This is a genomic window from Labrenzia sp. 5N, from assembly GCF_012395805.1.
Classification (GTDB): Bacteria; Pseudomonadota; Alphaproteobacteria; order Rhizobiales; family Stappiaceae; genus Roseibium; species Roseibium algicola.
Window position 1 is genome coordinate 84,119 of sequence record NZ_JAAZTM010000013.1, and the last position, 19,327, is coordinate 103,445.

Consider the following 19,327-nt stretch of genomic DNA (forward strand, 5'->3'; position numbering starts at 1 on the left):
GGCTTTCGAACATTCACGCGGTGCTGCGGTGAATGTCCGTGATCTGAAGCGGGGCCGTTCTTGCGTGAAGAGCTGCAAGACGGGACGGGCAAGGATGAAGAGCGAAGGATAATGATGATCGTCAGACTGCTGTGCATGGTGTGGTTCTGGGTGGCAGCCGGCGTGGTCCAGGCGGCGGACTTCCGCGTGACCTTCATCAATCCGGGTGGTGAGACCGGTTTCTGGGGTGACGTGTCCAGGACCATGATGGCGGCTGCTGCCGATCTGAACGTCGACCTGGAAATCCTGCACGCCGATCGGCGTCCCTACGGCATGGAAGAGCTTCTCAGCCTCCGACTGGAACAGGGGGAGCTGCCGGACTATTTCATTCTGGTGAATGAGAACCAGGCGGCTGCCCGTCTGATGCAGCTTATGGAGGGCCGGAAGAGCAAGGTTCTGTTCCTGCTCAACAAGCTGACGCCGAAGCAACGGGTCGACCTGGAACGCAGGAACATCGATCTTCATGGTATTATCGCCTCGGTCGTTCCGGACAATGAAACGGCCGGTTACGAGATGGCACAGTCGTTGTTTGCCGAAGCGCGGCGGCTCAACCCGGAGGCAGGGGAAATCCGGTTGCTGTCCCTGACAGGCGATTCAACCACGCCTGCCGGATTGCAGCGGGAACTCGGCATGTTGCGGGCTGTCGCAGACAACAGCGACGTCAAACTGGTCCATGCCATTCCGGTCGACTGGAGCGAGGAACTTGCTTTCGCGCGGACGAAAAGCGTTTTGAACCGTACGCGAATTGACGTCGTCTGGGGTGCGAACGATGACATTGCTTTCGGTGCACAGCGTGCAGCAACCGATGCCGGGCTGAACATCGGCAAGGATATATTGTTCGCCGGGTTGAACTGGTCGAACCGCGGCATGAACGCGGTACGGTCCAACGAACTGACCATGACTCATGGCGGGCATTTCTTTGCAGGTGCCTGGGCGATCGTGATGCTGAGGGATCATTTCTTCAGAAGCGTTCAGGGGGAAGTTTTCGTCGATGTCGTGTTCAAGATGTCGCCGATCACCGCCCAGAACGTCGAGCTATATCTCAGCAGGCTTGGTGACGGGAATTGGGACAAGATCGACTTTGCCCGTTTCTGCAAATCGTCTTCCAATCATAGCCACTACGATTTTTCAGCTGACGCCATTCTGGAAGCTGCCGGCAGTTGACCGGCGTGCCGGCTGGAAGTGGACGGCTGTTGTTTCTTTTCTCGTAACACTTTGAATTCTCACCTATCCAAGTCTGCTGTCCGGACGGTATAGATGCCTTGGAAGGGCCATTTGAAGAGCCCAGCGGGAGAGAGCCATGAGCGACGAAGCCGAACCGGGCAAAGCCTATAATCCGGAAACGGAAGGCGCCGAGATGCGCTTTGCGGACAAGATGTCCTATGGCGACTATCTAGGGCTGACGCAGATTCTGAATGCACAGGCACCCTTGTCGGACGCCTCCGACGAGCTGCTTTTCATCATTCAGCACCAGACGTCGGAATTGTGGATGAAGCTCATGCTGCATGAGCTGAACGCCGCTCGCGATGCGATTGCCGATGATCACATGCCGCAGGCGATGAAGCTTCTTGCCCGGGTCAGCCGGATCATGGAGCAATTGAATTCTGCCTGGGATGTGCTGCGAACAATGACGCCGAGCGACTATACCCAGTTCCGGGATGCCCTCGGCATGTCCTCGGGCTTCCAGTCGCTGCAGTACCGGCTGATCGAATATGCGCTGGGCAACCGGAACACGGCAATGATCCGACCGCACGAGCACGATGCGCAAAGCGTTGCTTTGCTGAATGCGGAGCTGGCCCGCCCCAGCCTTTACCAGGTCGTGCTGGCCTTCGCCCGCCGCCAGGGTCTCGATGTGCCGGATGACGCCATTGCGGTACCTGCTTCTGCTCCACATCTCGAAGTTCCCGAGATCATGACGCTCTGGCAGAAGGTTTACCGGGATCCGTCCGCCCATTGGGCCCTTTACGAGGTCGGTGAGAAACTGGTTGATCTGGAAGACTACTTCCGCCGGTGGCGCTTCAATCATGTCACCACCGTGGAACGGGTGATCGGCTTCAAACGTGGAACCGGCGGAACCGGCGGCGTCAGTTACCTGAAGCGCATGCTGGAAGTCGAACTCTTCCCCGAGCTCTGGCATGTGCGCACTGCGCTCTGAAACAGTCTGCGTCTCGTCATTCTTGGACGAATTGCATGTTTGCCATCGGCGTTTGTGCCGATAGAGTGTCGTTTCAAGAGCCCCGCAAGCGGGCTCAAGGGACTGAAGAGGGGATTTCCTATGTTGAAACAATTTGCTGCGGCCGCCAGCCTGGTGGCCATTCTGGCGGGAGCGGCACAGGCCGAACCCGTCAAGGTCGGCATGATCACAACCCTGTCCGGCGGTGGTGCAGGTCTTGGCATCGATGCACGTGACGGCTTCATGCTGGCGGTCAAACAGGCCGGCAACAAGGACCTAGAAGTGATCATCGAAGACGACCAGCGCAAGCCGGACGTCGCGGTTCAGCTTGCCGACAAGATGATCCAGTCAGACAAGGTCGACGTCTTGACCGGCATTATCTGGTCGAACCTGGCCATGGCCGTCGTGCCGTCTGTCACGGCCCAGGGCAAGTTCTATCTGTCACCGAACGCCGGTCCGTCCGCTCTGGCCGGCAAGGGCTGCCATCCGAACTATTTCAGTGTTGCCTATCAGAACGACAACCTGCACGAGGCCGCAGGCGCCTACGCCAAGGAAGCCGGTTTCAAGAAGAGTTTCATCCTCGCGCCGAACTATCCGGCCGGCAAGGATTCGCTGACCGGATACAAGCGCTACTACGACGGTGAACTTGCGGGTGAGATCTACACCAAGCTGGGCCAGACCGACTATGCGGCCGAGATTGCCCAGATCCGCGCATCGGGCGCCGATAGCGTGTTCTTCTTCCTGCCTGGCGGCATGGGTATTTCCTTCCTGAAGCAATATGCCGACAGCGGCGTCGGCCTTCCGGTCGTTGGTCCGGCCTTTTCCTTTGATCAGGGTATCCTGCAGGCAGTCGGCGATGCTGCGCTGGGCGTGAAGAACACGAGCCAGTGGAGCAAGGATATCGACAACGATGCCAACAAGGCCTTCGTTGAAAGCTTCCAGGCCGAATACGGTCGCCTGCCGTCGCTTTATGCGGCCCAGGGTTTCGACACGGCCAATCTGCTGCTGTCGGCTATGGCGAAAGCGGATGTGACGGACGCTGACGGTTTCCGCGCAGCGCTTGAAGCAGCTGACTTCCCGTCCGTGCGCGGCAAGTTCAGCTTCGGCCCGAACCATCATCCGATCCAGGACATCTATGTTCGCGAGGTGATCAAGGAAGGTGATGTCTACACCAACAAGATCGTCGGAACGGCCCTGACCGATCACGGTGACGCCTATTCAGCCGAGTGCAAGATGTAAGACCCGGCGGGTTTCTCTACACAATGCGAAAGGCGCAGTCTCCGGGCTGCGCCTTTTTCTTTTTGAAATCGTGGGGCTCCCGGGGCCCGGCTCGCAGGAAGTATGGGGCTGGGTTCAATTACCTTTGCTGGCGAAATTACACCTCACCTGACTTCGGTCTTTCCAGGGCTTGCCCCTGTAATCCGCACCTTGACCATGCCAGCCGGGGCTGCGGTTTGGCCCAAGGGCAACGGCATGGATCCCATGGTCGAGCCATGGGATGACGGGGAGGGAGTGGGAGAATAGAGGGCACGTATACGGCGATACTTTGCCCGGCGTCCGTCATTGCAGGGCTTGACCCTGCAATCCATGCCGTGATCTCAGCGAACGGAGAGGGTGTGGTCTGAAGCGAGCTACTTCCCGAACACACCTGTATCGATCATCTGCTGGAACATCTCTTCCATGGAGGTTTTCATCGGTCTGTAGGTTACGCCGAGGGCGCGTTTGCTTTTGGAATTGTCGGCGCGCCATTTCACGTCGACGTTGTTGGTGACGAATTTCCGTGAAATACCGCCGACGATCGGCCCGACCAGCCAGACGATCCATTTGGGTAGCGACTGGCGAGGCACCGGATAACGATCGCCGTATTTCCCGATCAAGGCCTTGCCGAGTTCCAGAATGTTGGTGTCGTGGCCGGAGATGATATGCCGTCCCTCGGCCTCTTCCCGGAAGCCGGCCTCCATGTGCGCCCTGGCAAGGTCACGCACATCCACGACGCCAAGGCCAAGTTTCGGAGCGCCCCGTTTCATGGTGCCGTCGCCCATCTGGCGGACGATGTTGAAACTTTCGGATGTCGGCCAGGCGTTAAGGGCCGGACCGATCACCAGCGACGGATTTACGGTGACCAGCTTGAAGCGATCCTGAGCCCTGGCGATCTTCCAGGCTTCCTGTTCCGCAAGCGTCTTGGAATAGCTGTAGGGCTGGTATTCGAGAGAGGCGGTGGTGTTCCAGACCTCCTCCGTCAGTTTGCCACCCGGGGCTTTTAAGCAGTCGACTGCATCCGTGTAGATGGCCGCGCAGGAGCTGGTGACGACCACGCGTTTGACACTTGCAGTCCGCGCGGCGGTTTCCAAAACGCTCCGGGTGCCTTTCACCGCTGGCTCGATCAGTTCCCTCTGCGGGTCCTTGACCAATGTGGTGAAAGGGGAGGCTGTGTGGAAGACGATGGCACAGCCTGCCATCGCCTCGGCGTAGGAACCTTCCTCCAGCAGGTCGGCCCTGAAAAAACGCAAGGTGCCCGGAGATCCGGCCGCAATCTCCTGAAGGTGTGCGACCTTGTCATTGCGGTCCGGGTCACGGACAGCAGCGTGCACCGTAATTCCGGCATCAAGCAATTCCTTCACCAGCCAGCCGGCAACATAGCCCGTGGCACCCGTTACCAGGACCGGTGCATCGGTGGAAAAAGAGGTCATCGGATCTGGTCATCCTTCCTTTGAAGGCCGCTCTTGCCTCGGCAGCTTGTCCAAGCAGTGAGATAGCCGCTGGATGGTGTGCGTCAACACAGGAATTGTTTTGGCCATAGATGCCCGACCAGCAGCCAATGGGCGACAGACGATCGTGATGACCTGCCTGGCGGGCATCGTATCCGGGGTGCGGACAGGCTCGGGACATGGGCGAGCAGGCCACGCTGCAGTGCAAAGTCAGTATTCGGATTTCGTTTTGCGATGCAAAACGAACCTTAATAGAAGTATGATGTAGAAAAATATGAAAGACTCGAAACCCGATTTCGTGCTACATCTGATGTCAAAATTGTGCCACACTGACGGTGCTGGTCGACAGGTGACCGGGTTTTCGGGTCGAGTGCAGAGGTCGCTCCTGTTCTTGAAACGCCTTTGAAATCAATATTTTACCACTCTTTTGAGTAGGCTTGATTATCTACTAAAAATTTAGTTTGACAACATGGCGATGCTGTGACCATCTATTCGTAGCCGGTTAATGACGGCGTTTAATATCTCACGGGAGGAGATGCAGATGCGTAAGTATCTACTCACCGCAGTCGCAGCTGGTGCTGTGCTTGCGGGGGCAGGGTCCGCTTTTGCCGATGAAGCAGCGGCGCAAAAGTGGATCGACCAGGAATTCCAGCCATCCGTTCTGTCAAAAGATGAGCAGCTTGCAGAAATGCAGTGGTTCATCAATGCGGCTGAACCGTTCAAGGGCATGGAAATCAACGTCTTGTCCGAAGGCATTCCGACGCACTCCTATGAGTCGGAAGTTCTGACCAAGGCCTTCGAAGAAATCACCGGTATCAAGGTCAATCACCAGATCCTCGGCGAAGGGGAAGTGGTGCAGGCCGTGCAGACCCAGATGCAGACCGGCCGGAACCTCTATGACGCCTATGTCAATGATTCCGACCTGATCGGCACCCATTCCCGTCTGCAGCTCGCCTACAACCTGACCGACTGGATGAACGGCGACGCCAAGGATGTCACCAACCCGGGTCTCGACCTGGAAGACTTCATGGGCACCCAGTTCACGACCGGTCCGGACGGTGACCTCTATCAGTTGCCTGACCAGCAGTTCGCGAACCTCTACTGGTTCCGCAAGGACTGGTTCGACCGTGAAGACCTGAAGGCAGCCTTCAAGGAAAAATACGGTTATGAACTCGGCGTGCCGGTCAACTGGTCCGCATATGAGGACATTGCCGAATTCTTCACCAAGGACGTCAAGGAAGTCGACGGCGTCCAGATCTATGGTCACATGGACTACGGCAAGCGCGCACCGGATCTCGGCTGGCGCATGACCGATGCCTGGCTGTCCATGGCGGGTGCGGGCGACAAGGGCGAGCCGAACGGCGTACCGGTTGACGAGTGGGGCATCCGCATGGAAGCCGGCACCTGTAACCCGGTTGGCGCTTCGGTTTCCCGCGGTGGTGCTGCAAATGGCCCGGCGGCCGTCTATGCGATCCGCAAGTGGGACGAATGGCTGCGGAACTACGCGCCTCCGGGTGCTGCCAGCTTCGACTTCTATCAGTCCCTGCCGGCTCTCAGCCAGGGCAACGTTGCCCAGCAGATCTTCTGGTACACCGCGTTCACCGCGGACATGGTGAAGCCGAAGTCCGAAGGCAACAACACGGTTGACGACGAAGGCACGCCGCTGTGGCGCATGGCTCCGAGCCCCCATGGTCCTTACTGGGAAGAAGGCCAGAAGGTCGGCTACCAGGACGTGGGTTCCTGGACCATCCTGAACTCCACTCCGGTGGATCGTGCGAAAGCAGCCTGGCTCTATGCCCAGTTCGTGGTTTCCAAGACGGTTGACGTGAAGAAGAGCCATGTCGGTCTCACCTTCATTCGCGACAGTACCGTGCGTCACGAGTCCTTCACCGAGCGTTCTCCGAAGCTCGGCGGCCTGGTCGAGTTCTATCGCTCGCCGGACCGTGTTGCCTGGTCCCCGACCGGCATCAACGTTCCGGACTATCCGAAGCTGGCCCAGATCTGGTGGCAGCAGATCGGTGACGTGAACTCCGGCGCGTTCACGCCGCAGGAAGCCATGGATCGTCTGGCACAGGAAATGGACATCGTCATGGCCCGCATGCAGCAGGCTGACGAGCGCGCCAACGTCTACGGTGGCTGCGGTCCGCGTCTGAACGAAGAGTCGGATCCGCAAGAATGGCTGAACAAGCCGGGCGCACCGAAGGCAAAGCTCGAAAACGAGAAGCCGCAGGGCCAGACCGTGAACTACGACGAGCTGGTCGCACGCTGGGCTGAAAAGTAAACCTGAGCGCGACGTGCAAGGGCATCGTGTCTGCCATGCAGAACATGATGCCCGGGCACCCATCACCCAACAAACCGGACCGGGGCGTTTCCCCGGTCCACCACCGATCCGAAGCGACAGGGCGCGAAATCGATGTTTCGCCACTTGCACCTGTCCGGACGCGGGCGAAAAATAAATGTCTCTAGAACTTAAGAACGTCAGCAAGCGCGTTGCAGGCATCACCCATGTCAAGGAAACGAGCCTGACGCTGCATCCCGGTCACTTCAATGTTCTGCTTGGGGAAACCGGCTCGGGCAAGACCTCGCTGATCAAGCTGATGGCTGGTCTCGACAGCCTGGCGACAGGGCAGATCGTGCTCAATGGCAAGGACGTGTCCCGCCTGTCCGCGCAAAAGCGCAACATCAGCCTGGTGCACCAGTTTTTCGTCAACTACCCGCATATGTCTGTCTTCGACAACATCGCCTCGCCGCTGAAGGTTGCAGGAGTTGCCAGGTCGGAGATCGAAGGCCGGGTGGAAGAAGCGGCCAAGCTGATGAAGCTGAACCCGTATCTCAACCGCAAGCCGCATGAACTGTCGGGCGGCCAGCAGCAGCGCACCGCGCTGGCGCGCGCCATCGTCAAGGAAAGCGATGCGGTCTTCCTCGACGAACCGCTCGCCAACCTCGACTACAAGCTGCGCGAGGAACTGCGCGACCAGCTTCCGGAACTTTTTGCAGGCCGCGGCGCGGTCGTCGTCTACGCAACGTCCGAGCCTGAAGAAGCCCTTCTTCTGGGAGGGCATACGGCCCTCATGACCGACGGCAACGTGGTGCAGTTCGGCCCGACCGCCGACATCTATCGCAAGCCGAAGGATCTGGATGCCGCCAAGGTGTTCTCCAACCCGCCGATCAATGTCGCCCCGGTTACCAAGCGCGGAGACCTGGTGATCCTGAACGAGGTCACGAGCTGGCAGGCCACAGGTGCTGCGTCGGGACTTCAAGATGGCGCCTACACCCTTGCGATCCGGCCCAATCACGTGATGCCGGTGGCAAGTGCGCATCATACCGTGAAGCTTGACGGACACGTACTGGTGACGGAGCTCAGCGGTTCGGAAAGCAGTGCCCATTTCGACATGGACGGCAACGCCTGGGTCTCTCTGTCACCCGGTGTTCATCCCTATTCCGTCGGCGAGGTCCACACTTTCTACCTGGATCCGAGCCATTGTTTCTTCTTTGCGCCTGACGGCCAGCTGGTCGCCTGAGGAGAGGACATCATGGCACAAATCAAACTCTCCAATCTGCGTCACAGCTACCAGCCCAATCCGGTGAGCGATGCGGATTACGCCCTGAAGAAGATCGACCTGACGTGGGATGACGGCGGCGCCTATGCCCTGCTTGGCCCGTCGGGCTGCGGCAAGTCCACGCTGTTGAACATCATTTCCGGCCTGCTGGTGCCTTCTGAAGGCAAGATCCTGTTCAACAATCAGGACGTTACCTCGCTGCCGCCGGCAAAGCGCAATATTGCGCAGGTGTTCCAGTTTCCGGTCATCTACGACACGATGACCGTCTACGACAATCTGGCCTTTCCGCTCAGAAACCGCGGGCGGGACGAGGACACGGTCAAGCGCCGGGTCGCCGCGATCGCCGAAATGCTGGAAGTCAGCGACATGCTGAAGGTTCGGGCGGCAAATCTTTCGCCGGACAACAAGCAGAAGATCTCCATGGGCCGTGGCCTCATCCGCGAGGACGTCAACGTCGTCATGTTCGACGAGCCGCTGACGGTGATCGACCCACATCTGAAATGGAAGCTGCGATCCAAGCTGAAAGAGCTTCATCAGCGGGTCAAGGCGACCATGATCTACGTGACGCACGACCAGACCGAAGCGCTGACCTTTGCCGACCAGGTGGTGGTGATGCAGGACGGTGAAGTCGTGCAGATCGGGACGCCAGTGGAGTTGTTCGAACGTCCGGCCCACACTTTCGTCGGTCACTTCATCGGCTCTCCGGGAATGAACGTCCTGCCCTGCGACGTCCAGAACGGCGCCGCGTTCTTCCGCGGTGAAAAGGTCGCGCTGGAAGGCCCGGTGACTGCCGCCGGCGACGGCTCGGCGGAGATCGGGGTCCGTCCGGAATTCGTCAAGGTGTCTGCCGACGGTGCAGGCATTGCGGCGAAGGTCCGCAAGGTTGCCGATATCGGCCGCCACAAGGTGGTTGAGGCGATCGCTCATGACATGCGTATCAACGCCATTCTGGAGGGCGAAGCGCCCAATGCCGGAGACGACGTGATGCTCGACTTCAAACAATCCCAGACGCGTCTCTACAAGGACGGCTGGCTGGCGAGCCAGCCTGAGGGAGGGGCCCGATGAAAACGCAAAATCAACGCGCCTGGTTCTTCGTAACCCCGGTGCTCATTCTTGTCGCCTTCAACGCGCTCATCCCGATGATGACCGTGGTGAACTACTCCGTTCAGGAAACCTTCGGCGACAACCTGTTCTTCTGGCAGGGTCTGGACTGGTTCGAGCAGGTGCTTCGCTCGGAGCGTTTTCACAATGCGCTCGGACGGCAGTTCCTGTTCACCTTCCTGATCCTGATTATCGAGGTGCCGCTTGGTGTCGCGATTGCGCTGTCCATGCCCAAGAAGGGGGTCTGGGTGCCGTTCTGCCTCGTCACCATGGCCTTGCCGATGCTGATCCCGTGGAACGTGGTCGGCGCGATGTGGAACATCTTCACCCTGCCGGACATCGGTCTGCTCGGTTACTTCCTGAACCACACCCTGGGCATCTCCTATGACATGACCCAGAACCCGATCGCTGCCTGGGTGACGATCATCGTCATGGATGTCTGGCACTGGACATCGCTGGTGGTGCTCCTGGCCTATGCCGGTCTGGTTTCGATCCCGAACGCCTATTATCAGGCGGCGGAAATCGATGGAGCCTCCCGGTGGGCGGTGTTCCGCTTCATCCAGTTGCCGAAGATGAAAACGGTGCTGACCATTGCCGTGCTGCTGCGCTTCATGGACAGCTTCAACATCTATACGGAGCCTTTCGTGCTGACGGGCGGTGGTCCGGGCAACTCCACGACGCTGCTCTCGATCGATCTTGTGAAGATCGCGCTGGGTCAGTTCGACCTTGGACCGGCAGCCGCCATGTCCCTCATCTACTTCGCCATCACGTTGTTCGCCTCCTGGCTGTTCTACACGCTGATGACGATGAACGATAACAAGTCCTGAGGAGAACCGTCATGCGCCTGAAAAGCCTGGTTCCCATCCTGTACATTCTCTTCCTGATGTTGCCGATCTACTGGCTCGTCGCGATGAGCTTCAAGACCACCAACGAGATCCTGTCCGGGTTCACCCTGTTCCCGCAGACCTGGACCTTCGCCAACTACATCGAGATCTTCACCGATCCGACCTGGTACTGGGGCTACATCAACTCGATCATCTACGTGACCATCAACACGGTCATTTCGATCACCGTCGCGCTGCCGGCAGCCTATGCTTTCTCCCGCTATTCCTTCGTCGGCGACAAGCACCTGTTCTTCTGGCTGCTGACAAACCGGATGGCTCCGGCTGCTGTCTTCGCGCTGCCCTTCTTCCAGCTCTATTCCGCCGTCGGCCTGTTCGACACCCATCTTGCCGTTGCACTGGCACACTGCCTGTTCAACGTGCCGCTGGCGGTCTGGATTCTGGAGGGTTTCATGAGCGGGGTGCCGAAGGAACTGGACGAAACCGCCTATGTGGACGGCTATTCCTTCCCGCGCTTCTTCATGACGATCTTCCTGCCGGCCATCAAGTCCGGCGTCGGGGTGGCCGCCTTCTTCTGCTTCATGTTCTCCTGGGTGGAAATGCTGCTGTCCAAGACACTTACCGCCGTCGAGGCGAAACCCATTGCCGCCGTGATGACCCGAACCGCTTCCTCCGCCGGTTACGAACTGGGTCTGCTGGCGGCCGCCGGGACCCTGACCATCATTCCCGGCGCCATCGTCATCTATTTTGTCCGTAACTACATTGCCAAGGGCTTCGCCCTGGGGAGGGTATGATGCTCGGTTGGATGGCCTGGACCCTGCCGACGGCTCTGCTGTTCGTCGGTATATTCTCCGCAATCGGGGTGCTGACCGCCCTGGAAGTGAAATTTCCCGGTGGAGCTGCCCGGCGCGGTGTCCTGGGACTGGAAACGACCCGCGGCGACCGCCTCTTCATCACCTTGCTCGGAACGGCCTATATCTTTCTGGCCTGGCTGGGCCTGGTGGGCAACCCGCTCTGGTGGCCGCTCGCCCTGAGCATCGGTTGGGGCGTCTTCTGCTTCTGGAAAGTCTGACGTGAATAAAGGCGCGCGGGTTTCCCGCGCGTTTCGTCCATCAGGTGGTCTCTATCATGGGAGAAACCCGAACACCTTCGTCGACTAAAGACATAGTAATTTCCGATATTCTGGTGCATGAATAGATGCGTAAGCCACATCCATTCCGCAATCGGTGCAGGACTGTAATGAGAAAGCGTAAGAGCAACGAGTTTTTGACCGAAGTCGAACTGGAGTTCATGACCGAACTCTGGAAACTCGGCGAAGGTTCCGTGCGGGACATCCTTGCATGTCTGCCGCCGGAGAGAAAACTCGCCTATACGTCCTGCGCCACCATCATGCGGATCCTGGATGAAAAAGGCTTCGTGGACAGCCGCAAAGAAGGCAAGACATTCATCTATTCCCCTCGGCTGACCAGGGATACCTACCAGTCCCGATCTCTCCGAAACCTTTCAGAAAAACTGTTCGACGGCACGCCGGCGTCACTCGTGGCCCGACTTGTCGATGAATACGAACTATCGGGAGACGATCTGGAGGAAATCAGAGCGTTGCTGGACAGGAGGAGGACAGATGACGCTACTTAACCAGATTTTCGATATCTATATCGACCTGAACATCACACTGGCCATTACCGCAATTGTGTGGCTGAGCGCCAAACTTCTGCTGGCCCGTTCCGGCAAGAAGGTCGACTTTTCCGTACAGCTTGGGCTGCTGAACGGCTTGTTCGCCCTGATCCTGCTAACACCCTTCGCCGTCATGGGCTACCAGCACATGCTGTCGGCGGAGGTGGTCCCCCGGACCATGTCCGTCAACCTGGCCGATTACGCCGTGTCGCAGTACCTGCGTGGCGGCATCGCCATTTCGGCGGAAGACTTTCAGTCGCTGCTTGGACTGCGCACACAGATCAGCGAAACGATCCTGACCCTGTCTACCGGTCTGGGTGCCGGGATCGCTTTGGCTTTCGTGGCCGGGTTCAGCTATTTCGCGCTGAAGCTTGTCGTCAGCTTCGTCCGATTGTACCGGGTGCTGGCAACCTGCCATGAATGGCGGAGCAATGGCCGTGTGCTGTTGCTGCTGTCGGATCGTGCAATGGTGCCGTTTTCCGCACGTGGGCTGAGGCGCCACTACGTGGTCATTCCGTCCGACCTGCTGGCCGAGCCGGAAGACCTGAAGCTGGTTCTCAAGCACGAGTTCCAGCATCTGCGCCAGGGCGATGTCACCTGGGAAATCGGGCTTGAACTGCTGCGCCCGCTGTTCTTCTGGAACCCGTTCTTCTACATGTGGAAGTCGGAAGTCGAGCGTCTGCGTGAACTGGCCTGCGATCAGAAGGTCGCCGAAAACGCCCATGTGGACCTGAGGTCGTATTGCATGTGTCTGCTCCGCGCCGCCCAGGCGGGGATCCGCAAGCGCCAGGACAAGGAAGCGCGCAAACGTTCGGTCGGGATCGCAGCCGTTGCCCTTTTGGAGGTGCAGGACAAGCTGCTTCGCCGTTCCCCGGCCGCGAAACTGCGCCGCCGCGTGGAGGCTTTGCTGGAAACCAATCGGGTTCGTCCTCATTGGGGTGTTACCTGCCTGGCCGTGTTGCCCATGGTGGCGGTGGTTTTCCTGTCGGCACTGTCGATCCAGAAACCGGCGGACTGGAGCCAGGACCGGCTGATGCTGTCGGCCATCATCAATCTGGAGCGCCTGGAAACCAGAAACGGTTCGAACGGGCAACAGGCCTATAATACCTTTGCGCAGCGCCCGCTGCGCTGAGTGATCCAACACTGCTCCGGGCGGAAAGTTGTCCGGAGCAGGAGCATATCCCCTCTGTTCTACAAAACGTTTGGTCTTGCTCCGGCGAGCGACCATGAGCTCCCGTTCGCGCTGTGCGTGCCTCGATTGCGGGTCATTCAAAAATATCCATCTGGAAATCATTCGCCATTCAGGGGATTACTGAACCGTGCCTGCACAGGGGCGGTGCCTCGTGGCTGGCGAGAAATGAAGGGCACCGTCGGCGGCGGCGTCGGGCAATCCAGAGATCTTGAGCGCGTGCAAGAAACAGGTCCATTGAGGTCAGCCAAATCCATACGGATCAGGGGTCTTGTCCAGGGCGTCGGCTTTCGGCCGTTTGTCTGGCAGCTTGCAAGGGGCCTGGGTCTTGCCGGTCATGTGCTGAACGACGGCGAAGGTGTGCTGATCGAAGCAAGTGGTGACGAGCGCTCGCTTGACCTTTTTCTGAGCCGTCTGCAATCGGACGCGCCACTGCTGGCACGTATCGACCAGATTGCCGTGTCCGATCTGGTAGGTGCGCCGGATGCCGGAGATTTCAGAATTCTGCCGAGTGAAGAAGGCAAGGTCGCCACTGGCGTGGTGCCGGACGCCGCAACGTGTCCGGCCTGCCTGGGCGACATCCGAAACCCGGCCGACAGGCGCTACCGCTATGCCTTTGCCAATTGCACCCATTGCGGACCGCGTCTGTCCATCCTGCGGCACATTCCTTATGACCGGGCCTCGACAGCCATGGCGGCCTTCGAAATGTGCCGGGTGTGCCGCATCGAATATGAAAACCCGGCTGACCGACGCTTCCATGCCCAACCGATTGCCTGTCCGCAGTGTGGGCCGAAACTCTGGTTTGAAGACAAAGACGGATGTGCCGTTGATGGCGATCCTGTCGTCCTTGCCGCCGAGCGGCTCGGGCGCGGTGCCATTCTGGCGATCAAGGGTATTGGCGGGTTTCAGATAGCAGTCGATGCAGGCAATCAGAGCGCCATTGAAAAGCTGAGGTTGTGCAAGCACCGTCCGGTGAAGCCACTCGCCCTTATGGCGCGGGATCTGGACCAGATTCGGGACTTCGCCTTGGCTGATGCAAAAGAAGTGGCGCTGCTGGAAAGCCCGGCGGCACCGATCGTTCTGCTTAAGAAAGCGGGCGCACCACTGGCGCCCGGTATCGCCGGTCCGTTCGACCGCCTGGGTGTCATGCTGCCGAACACCCCCTTGCACCATCTGCTGATGGCCGAGCTGAAGGGGCCGATCGTGCTGACCTCCGGAAATCTTTCCGAGAACCCGCAGGAAACACAAAACGAATGTGCCCGGCACAACCTTGCAGGCATTGTCGACGGGTTCCTGATGCACAACCGCGACGTGGTCAACCGGCTGGATGACAGCGTCGTTCGTCAGGATCGATCCGGCGTTTCCATCCTGCGCCGCGCGCGCGGATACGCTCCGTCGCCGATCCGTCTGCCCACTTCTTTCGAGGGGGCGCCGAAGGTTCTTGCTCTTGGGGGAGAGTTGAAAGCGACCTTCTGCCTTCTCGACGGCCGCAATGTAGTTCTGTCGCAGCATATCGGCGATCTTGAAAACGCGCCGACCCTTGCGGACTACAAGAAGATGCTGAGGCTCTATCTGGACCTCTACCAGTTCGAACCTGATATTGTCGCCGTCGATGCACATCCGCAATATCTGTCGACGCGGACCGGCGAAGACTTTGCCCGGGAGCGTGGCCTGCCGTTGGTTCGGGTGCAGCATCACCATGCGCATCTCGCGGCCTGTCTGGCTGATCAGGGGCAAGACCAGGCGATGCCCGGGACCGTTCATGCCGTTGTTCTGGACGGGCTGGGCTGGGGTGCGGACGGGACGGTCTGGGGCGGTGAAATCCTGCAGGGAAGCTATGGCGGCTTCGTGCGGCGCGGCCATTTGCGGCAAGTGCCGTTGCCGGGAGGAGAGGCCGCAATTCGGAAGCCGTGGCGCAATCTGGCTGCGCAACTGTTTACTGTCTTTGGAGTGAACTACCGCGCCAACTTGGTGGAAACCGGTCTGGAAACCAGGTTTGCCGGTCATCAGGCAAAGCTGCTTGATCAGATGATGCAGAAAGGTGTCAACGCACCGATGACGTCCTCTGCTGGACGACTGTTTGATGCGGTGGCTGCCGCGCTTGATATTTGTCCGGACAAGCAAGGCTTCGAAGGTGAGGCTGCAATGCAGCTGGAGGTGCTGGCGCGAGCCTCCGTGGCTGGCAAGGAAGGATATCCGGTGGAGGTGACGACGTCGGAGACCGTATCGCTGTCGTTCGACAAGGTCTGGCCTGCGCTTCTTGGCGATCTCAAATCGGGGGTGGCGCATGAGACTATCTCCGCGCGCTTTCACCAAGGCCTGATCGACGGCCTTGCGTGCGGCCTGTCGGCTGCAGGCGCAAGACCATCCGGTAAAGTCGTCCTTTCCGGCGGCGTTTTCCAGAACGCCTTCCTGCGCGACGGCCTGACCGAGAAGCTGGAAACCGATGGCTACACTGTTCTCAACCACAAAAGTGTGCCCGCCAACGATGGCGGCCTTGCGCTCGGTCAGGCGGTAATCGCGGCAAATTTGCAAGCGCCCTGAACCTTCGATGACTGATTTTTTGCCCTGACTGAAGGTCCTTGAACGCGCCTTATTCAGCAGGGTCGACTGATAGGCCATCGGGTACCATCTGCCCCGATTTTAAGCAGGTTGATCTTCCTCAAAGACGTTTTCCTGCAAGTCTGGAAGCGTGGAGCCACTCGGAAATTTCACAAGTGTATTGCGGGTCGTTGCCATCATGTGCTGCAGTCCGGTTTGATCTCAAATCGATTTAGCGGCAGGGCGCAACACCAGCCAATCGCGCCGGACGGAACGGTCATTGCCTACGCGGGTGCAATCTGCTTTGGGTATCAGGAGGGAGGGGCCATGGACAACGGGCACAAGACCGGGAACGGGGTCTCCACGGCCATCTGCGGAACCGCGCCTGTTCCTGCCGAAGAGATCGAAGCGATCTGCGCGCAATTTGGCAACGACAAGCACCGAATGCTCGACATCCTGCGCGAGGTGCAGGACCGCTACCGCTGCATTGCCCCGGCCACCATGGACCATGTTGCCGCCGCTACCGGTCTCACCCGGATCGAGGTGGAGGGCGTTGCCAGCTTTTATTCCTTCCTCTCCCTGGCGCCGAAAGGCAGGGTCACCATTCGGCTGTGTGACGATATCGTCGACCGGTTCTCCGGGGTGTCCGAGGTTGCCTGTGTTCTTGAAGAGGAGCTTGGGCTCAAAATCGGCGAAACCAGCAACGACGGTGCGTTTTCGCTGGAGTACACTCCCTGCATCGGCATGTGCGATCAGGCGCCAGCCGCGATGATCAACGACATCGTCCTGACGAAACTGACGCCGGAGACCGCGCGCAGCGCCGCGCAGGCGCTGAAGGCGGGCCGCAGCCCGGAACAATTGATCAGCGAAAGGTTCGAGGCGCTGACACCTGCCGAACGCGCCTTGCATATGGTCGACAACAACATCCGCCATGCGGGTGAAGTGCTGCTGGGGCCTGTTCCAGAAGATGCCGGCCTTGCCAAGGCGGCCACGATAACGCCGACGCAGATCATCTCCGCGATCGAGGAAAGCGGGTTGCGCGGCTGTGGCGGCGCAGGCTTTACCACCGGCCGCAAGTGGCGGTTCGCGGCCAGTGAACGTGCCGAGAAACACTTCGTCATCTGCAATGCCGATGAAGGTGAACCGGGCACCTTCAAGGACCGCGTTCTCCTGACCGAACGGCCGCATCTCCTGATCGAAGGCATGACTATTGCGGCAAGGGCTGTCGGTGCGCGCGAGGGCATACTTTATCTGCGCGGCGAATATGTCTATCTGCGCGAGCTTCTTCTTCAGGTGCTGGAAGAACGACGCCGGCGCGGTCTTCTCGGCAAGGATATTCTGGGCGTTAAGGGCTTTGATTTCGATATCCGCCTGCAGCTTGGCGCCGGCGCTTATATCTGCGGCGAGGAAGGTGCGCTTATCAGCTCCTGCGAGGGCCTGCCGGGCGAACCCAAGACACGGCCGCCGTTCCCGGTCAATCGCGGCTATCTCGGGTATCCGACGGTGGTCAACAACGTTGAGACCTTCTGTCATGCCGCGCGCATTCTCGACAAGGGGGCAGCATGGTTCAATGCCATGGGCATGGAGGGCTCACATGGCACCAAGCTCTTCTCCGTCTGTGGCGATTGCCTGAACCCGGGCATCTACGAACTGCCTTACGGACACACGGTCCGGGAATTGCTGGCGATGGTCGGCGGCGAGGATGCCGCCGCGGTTCAGGTTGGCGGACCGAGCGGCACGATGATTGCCCGCGACAGCTTTCACCGCAAACTGACGTTCGACGACCTTGCGACCGGCGGGGCGATCATCGTCTTCAATGGCGAGCGCAACGTTCTGGAGATCGTCGAATACTACATGTCCTTCTTCGTGCATGAGAGCTGCGGCTATTGCACGCCCTGCCGGGTCGGCAACGTCTTCCTTCAGAAGGCGATCCAGAAGTTCCGAAAGGGCCTCGCGAACCCGGAGGACATCGACTACCTCAAGGACCTCTCCGGAACGATCATCGAGACCAGCCGCTGCGGTCTCGGCATGACGTCTCCCAACCCGGTTCTCACCACCTTGAAGAACTTTCCGCTGGTCTATTCGGCGGTGATCAAGCCAAGCAAGGACGGCATTCGCGACACGTTCGACATCCAGTCGGCCATCGACGGTGCGCGCAAGATCGCCAAGCGCCGCTCCTATATCTTCGACAAGGATTTCACCCAATGAGCGGCACGAAGAGAGAGACCGGCTTCACCTTCACCATCGACGGGGTGGAGATCACCGCCTATGCGGGCCAGACCATCATGGAAGCGGCCGACGAGGCCGGGGTCTATATCCCGCGCTTGTGCGACCACGAAGGCCTGCGCCACCAGGGCAGTTGCCGGGTCTGCACGGTGAAGGCGGGCGGGCGCAGCGTTGCCGCCTGCACCCAGCCGGCAGCCCCCGGCCAGGCGGTGGAGAACGAGACGCCGCATCTAACCAAGATGCGCCGCGATCTGGTGGAAATGCTGTTTCACGAGGGCAATCACCTGTGCCCGATCTGCGAGGCCAGCGGCAATTGCGAGCTTCAGGCCATGGCCTATCGGCTCGACATGACGGAAGCCACCAGGTTTCCCTATCTGGAACCATGCCGGGCGCTGGATGCCTCCCATCCCGACATCGCGCTGGACACCAACCGCTGCATTTCCTGCGGGCGCTGCATCCGCGCCTCCCAGGACGTCGATGGCAAGGGCATCTTCGGTTATGTCGGCCGCGGCATTCATCGCCGTGTGGCAGTCAACGGCGAGAACCTTGCCGATACCGATGCCGAGGTGACCGATCACGCGATTTCGGCGGAGGTCTGCCCGGTTGGCTGCATCATCCGCAAGCGCGTCGGCTTCGCCGTTCCCATCGGCGAGCGGGAATTCGATCATGGCCTGATCGGTCACGATATCGAGGAGAAGCGCAAATGAGCGAGCTGCCCAAGGCCCGGATCGCGACCGCTTCTCTTGCCGGCTGTTTCGGTTGTCACATGGCGATCCTGGATATCGACGAGCGCCTGATCGAGCTGATGCAGCTTGTCGACGTCGACCGTTCGCCGCTTACCGACAAGAAGCGCTTCACCCAGCGGTGCGACATCGGCATCATCGAAGGCGGCTGCTGCAACGAGGAAAACGTGCATGTGCTGCATGACTTCCGGCGCAACTGCGATGTGCTGATCGCGCTCGGCCAATGCGCGATCATGGGTGGGCTGCCGGCCATGCGCAACGCGATCATGCATTCCGACGCGCCGCTGCGCGAGTGTCTGGACGAGGCCTATATCACCGGCAAATACATCCGCAACACGACCCACAACGTGCCCAATGATCCGGCTCTGCCGCTGCTTCTGGACGAGGTTTATCCGTGTTCCCAGGTGGTGGAGATCGACTACCAGATCCCCGGCTGTGCACCCAGTGGTGACATCATCTTCGACACGCTTTCCAAGCTGCTGACCGGCAAGTTCCGGGGCTTCGAGCGTGAAATGATCAAGTTCGACTGAG

16 protein-coding genes are annotated in these 19,327 nt (G+C 59.5%); 15 read left to right on the forward strand and 1 reads right to left on the reverse strand.

Annotated features, from left to right (window positions below):
• The first annotated feature begins 111 nt into the window (after positions 1-111).
• The 3 genes from HEP89_RS12940 to HEP89_RS12950 all read left to right on the forward strand — a co-directional run bounded on the left by HEP89_RS12940 (position 112) and on the right by HEP89_RS12950 (position 3,451).
• Positions 112-1,203: an ABC transporter substrate-binding protein gene (locus HEP89_RS12940; protein ID WP_168692206.1), complete on the forward strand. Its 1,092-nt coding sequence runs from the start codon at positions 112-114 to the stop codon at positions 1,201-1,203.
• 136 nt (positions 1,204-1,339) lie between these two features.
• The gene (gene kynA, locus HEP89_RS12945) at positions 1,340-2,194 is read left to right on the forward strand and encodes a tryptophan 2,3-dioxygenase (RefSeq protein WP_055656305.1); all 855 of its coding nucleotides are present in this window, start codon (positions 1,340-1,342) and stop codon (positions 2,192-2,194) included.
• Positions 2,195-2,314: 120 nt separating this feature from the next.
• The gene (locus tag HEP89_RS12950) at positions 2,315-3,451 is read left to right on the forward strand and encodes an ABC transporter substrate-binding protein (protein ID WP_055656303.1); all 1,137 of its coding nucleotides are present in this window, start codon (positions 2,315-2,317) and stop codon (positions 3,449-3,451) included.
• Between the two features lie 392 nt (positions 3,452-3,843).
• Here HEP89_RS12950 and HEP89_RS12955 read toward each other — a convergent pair whose 3' ends face one another.
• Positions 3,844-4,902 carry an NAD-dependent epimerase/dehydratase family protein gene (locus tag HEP89_RS12955; protein ID WP_168692207.1) on the reverse strand — a complete coding sequence of 353 codons (1,059 nt, stop codon included), beginning with the start codon at positions 4,900-4,902 and terminating at the stop codon, positions 3,844-3,846.
• A gap of 559 nt (positions 4,903-5,461) precedes the next feature.
• Here HEP89_RS12955 and HEP89_RS12960 point away from each other — a divergent pair.
• From HEP89_RS12960 to HEP89_RS13015, 12 genes are all read left to right on the forward strand, one after another.
• The gene (locus HEP89_RS12960) at positions 5,462-7,201 is read left to right on the forward strand and encodes an ABC transporter substrate-binding protein (protein ID WP_031270305.1); all 1,740 of its coding nucleotides are present in this window, start codon (positions 5,462-5,464) and stop codon (positions 7,199-7,201) included.
• 175 nt (positions 7,202-7,376) lie between these two features.
• A complete protein-coding gene (locus tag HEP89_RS12965; RefSeq protein WP_152509662.1) occupies positions 7,377-8,441 on the forward strand; it encodes an ABC transporter ATP-binding protein in 1,065 nt (354 codons plus the stop codon).
• 12 nt (positions 8,442-8,453) lie between these two features.
• Positions 8,454-9,545: an ABC transporter ATP-binding protein gene (locus HEP89_RS12970; RefSeq protein WP_077291875.1), complete on the forward strand. Its 1,092-nt coding sequence runs from the start codon at positions 8,454-8,456 to the stop codon at positions 9,543-9,545.
• Positions 9,542-10,408, forward strand: coding sequence for a sugar ABC transporter permease (locus HEP89_RS12975; protein ID WP_168692208.1), 867 nt, complete (start codon positions 9,542-9,544; stop codon positions 10,406-10,408). Before HEP89_RS12970 ends, HEP89_RS12975 begins: the two co-directional genes overlap by 4 nt.
• Before the next feature lie 11 nt (positions 10,409-10,419).
• Complete coding sequence (locus HEP89_RS12980) at positions 10,420-11,217, forward strand: carbohydrate ABC transporter permease (protein WP_023003069.1); 798 nt, start codon at positions 10,420-10,422, stop codon at positions 11,215-11,217.
• A complete protein-coding gene (locus HEP89_RS12985) occupies positions 11,214-11,495 on the forward strand; it encodes a DUF2160 domain-containing protein (protein WP_023003070.1) in 282 nt (93 codons plus the stop codon). Before HEP89_RS12980 ends, HEP89_RS12985 begins: the two co-directional genes overlap by 4 nt.
• Positions 11,496-11,662: 167 nt before the next feature.
• Complete coding sequence (locus tag HEP89_RS12990) at positions 11,663-12,058, forward strand: BlaI/MecI/CopY family transcriptional regulator (protein ID WP_023003071.1); 396 nt, start codon at positions 11,663-11,665, stop codon at positions 12,056-12,058.
• Positions 12,045-13,229: a M56 family metallopeptidase gene (locus HEP89_RS12995; RefSeq protein ID WP_168692209.1), complete on the forward strand. Its 1,185-nt coding sequence runs from the start codon at positions 12,045-12,047 to the stop codon at positions 13,227-13,229. The genes HEP89_RS12990 and HEP89_RS12995 overlap by 14 nt, the downstream gene beginning before the upstream one ends.
• A 225-nt stretch (positions 13,230-13,454) precedes the next feature.
• On the forward strand, positions 13,455-15,830 hold the full coding sequence (gene hypF, locus HEP89_RS13000; protein ID WP_168692210.1) for a carbamoyltransferase HypF: 2,376 nt from the start codon (positions 13,455-13,457) through the stop codon (positions 15,828-15,830).
• 324 nt (positions 15,831-16,154) lie between these two features.
• Positions 16,155-18,035 carry an NAD(P)H-dependent oxidoreductase subunit E gene (locus tag HEP89_RS13005; protein ID WP_168692211.1) on the forward strand — a complete coding sequence of 627 codons (1,881 nt, stop codon included), beginning with the start codon at positions 16,155-16,157 and terminating at the stop codon, positions 18,033-18,035.
• A complete protein-coding gene (locus tag HEP89_RS13010) occupies positions 18,032-18,760 on the forward strand; it encodes a 2Fe-2S iron-sulfur cluster-binding protein (protein WP_023003076.1) in 729 nt (242 codons plus the stop codon). Before HEP89_RS13005 ends, HEP89_RS13010 begins: the two co-directional genes overlap by 4 nt.
• The gene (locus tag HEP89_RS13015; protein ID WP_055656289.1) at positions 18,757-19,326 is read left to right on the forward strand and encodes an NADP oxidoreductase; all 570 of its coding nucleotides are present in this window, start codon (positions 18,757-18,759) and stop codon (positions 19,324-19,326) included. Before HEP89_RS13010 ends, HEP89_RS13015 begins: the two co-directional genes overlap by 4 nt.
• Position 19,327: the final 1 nt, after the last annotated feature.

Coding starts and splice junctions, on each gene's coding strand:
- HEP89_RS12940 (WP_168692206.1), top strand. CDS start 112: ATGATGATCGTCAGACTGCTGTGCATGGTGTGGTTCTGGGTGGCAGCC.
- kynA (WP_055656305.1), top strand. CDS start 1,340: ATGAGCGACGAAGCCGAACCGGGCAAAGCCTATAATCCGGAAACGGAA.
- HEP89_RS12950 (WP_055656303.1), top strand. CDS start 2,315: ATGTTGAAACAATTTGCTGCGGCCGCCAGCCTGGTGGCCATTCTGGCG.
- HEP89_RS12955 (WP_168692207.1), bottom strand. CDS start 4,902: ATGACCTCTTTTTCCACCGATGCACCGGTCCTGGTAACGGGTGCCACG.
- HEP89_RS12960 (WP_031270305.1), top strand. CDS start 5,462: ATGCGTAAGTATCTACTCACCGCAGTCGCAGCTGGTGCTGTGCTTGCG.
- HEP89_RS12965 (WP_152509662.1), top strand. CDS start 7,377: ATGTCTCTAGAACTTAAGAACGTCAGCAAGCGCGTTGCAGGCATCACC.
- HEP89_RS12970 (WP_077291875.1), top strand. CDS start 8,454: ATGGCACAAATCAAACTCTCCAATCTGCGTCACAGCTACCAGCCCAAT.
- HEP89_RS12975 (WP_168692208.1), top strand. CDS start 9,542: ATGAAAACGCAAAATCAACGCGCCTGGTTCTTCGTAACCCCGGTGCTC.
- HEP89_RS12980 (WP_023003069.1), top strand. CDS start 10,420: ATGCGCCTGAAAAGCCTGGTTCCCATCCTGTACATTCTCTTCCTGATG.
- HEP89_RS12985 (WP_023003070.1), top strand. CDS start 11,214: ATGATGCTCGGTTGGATGGCCTGGACCCTGCCGACGGCTCTGCTGTTC.
- HEP89_RS12990 (WP_023003071.1), top strand. CDS start 11,663: ATGAGAAAGCGTAAGAGCAACGAGTTTTTGACCGAAGTCGAACTGGAG.
- HEP89_RS12995 (WP_168692209.1), top strand. CDS start 12,045: ATGACGCTACTTAACCAGATTTTCGATATCTATATCGACCTGAACATC.
- hypF (WP_168692210.1), top strand. CDS start 13,455: ATGAAGGGCACCGTCGGCGGCGGCGTCGGGCAATCCAGAGATCTTGAG.
- HEP89_RS13005 (WP_168692211.1), top strand. CDS start 16,155: ATGGACAACGGGCACAAGACCGGGAACGGGGTCTCCACGGCCATCTGC.
- HEP89_RS13010 (WP_023003076.1), top strand. CDS start 18,032: ATGAGCGGCACGAAGAGAGAGACCGGCTTCACCTTCACCATCGACGGG.
- HEP89_RS13015 (WP_055656289.1), top strand. CDS start 18,757: ATGAGCGAGCTGCCCAAGGCCCGGATCGCGACCGCTTCTCTTGCCGGC.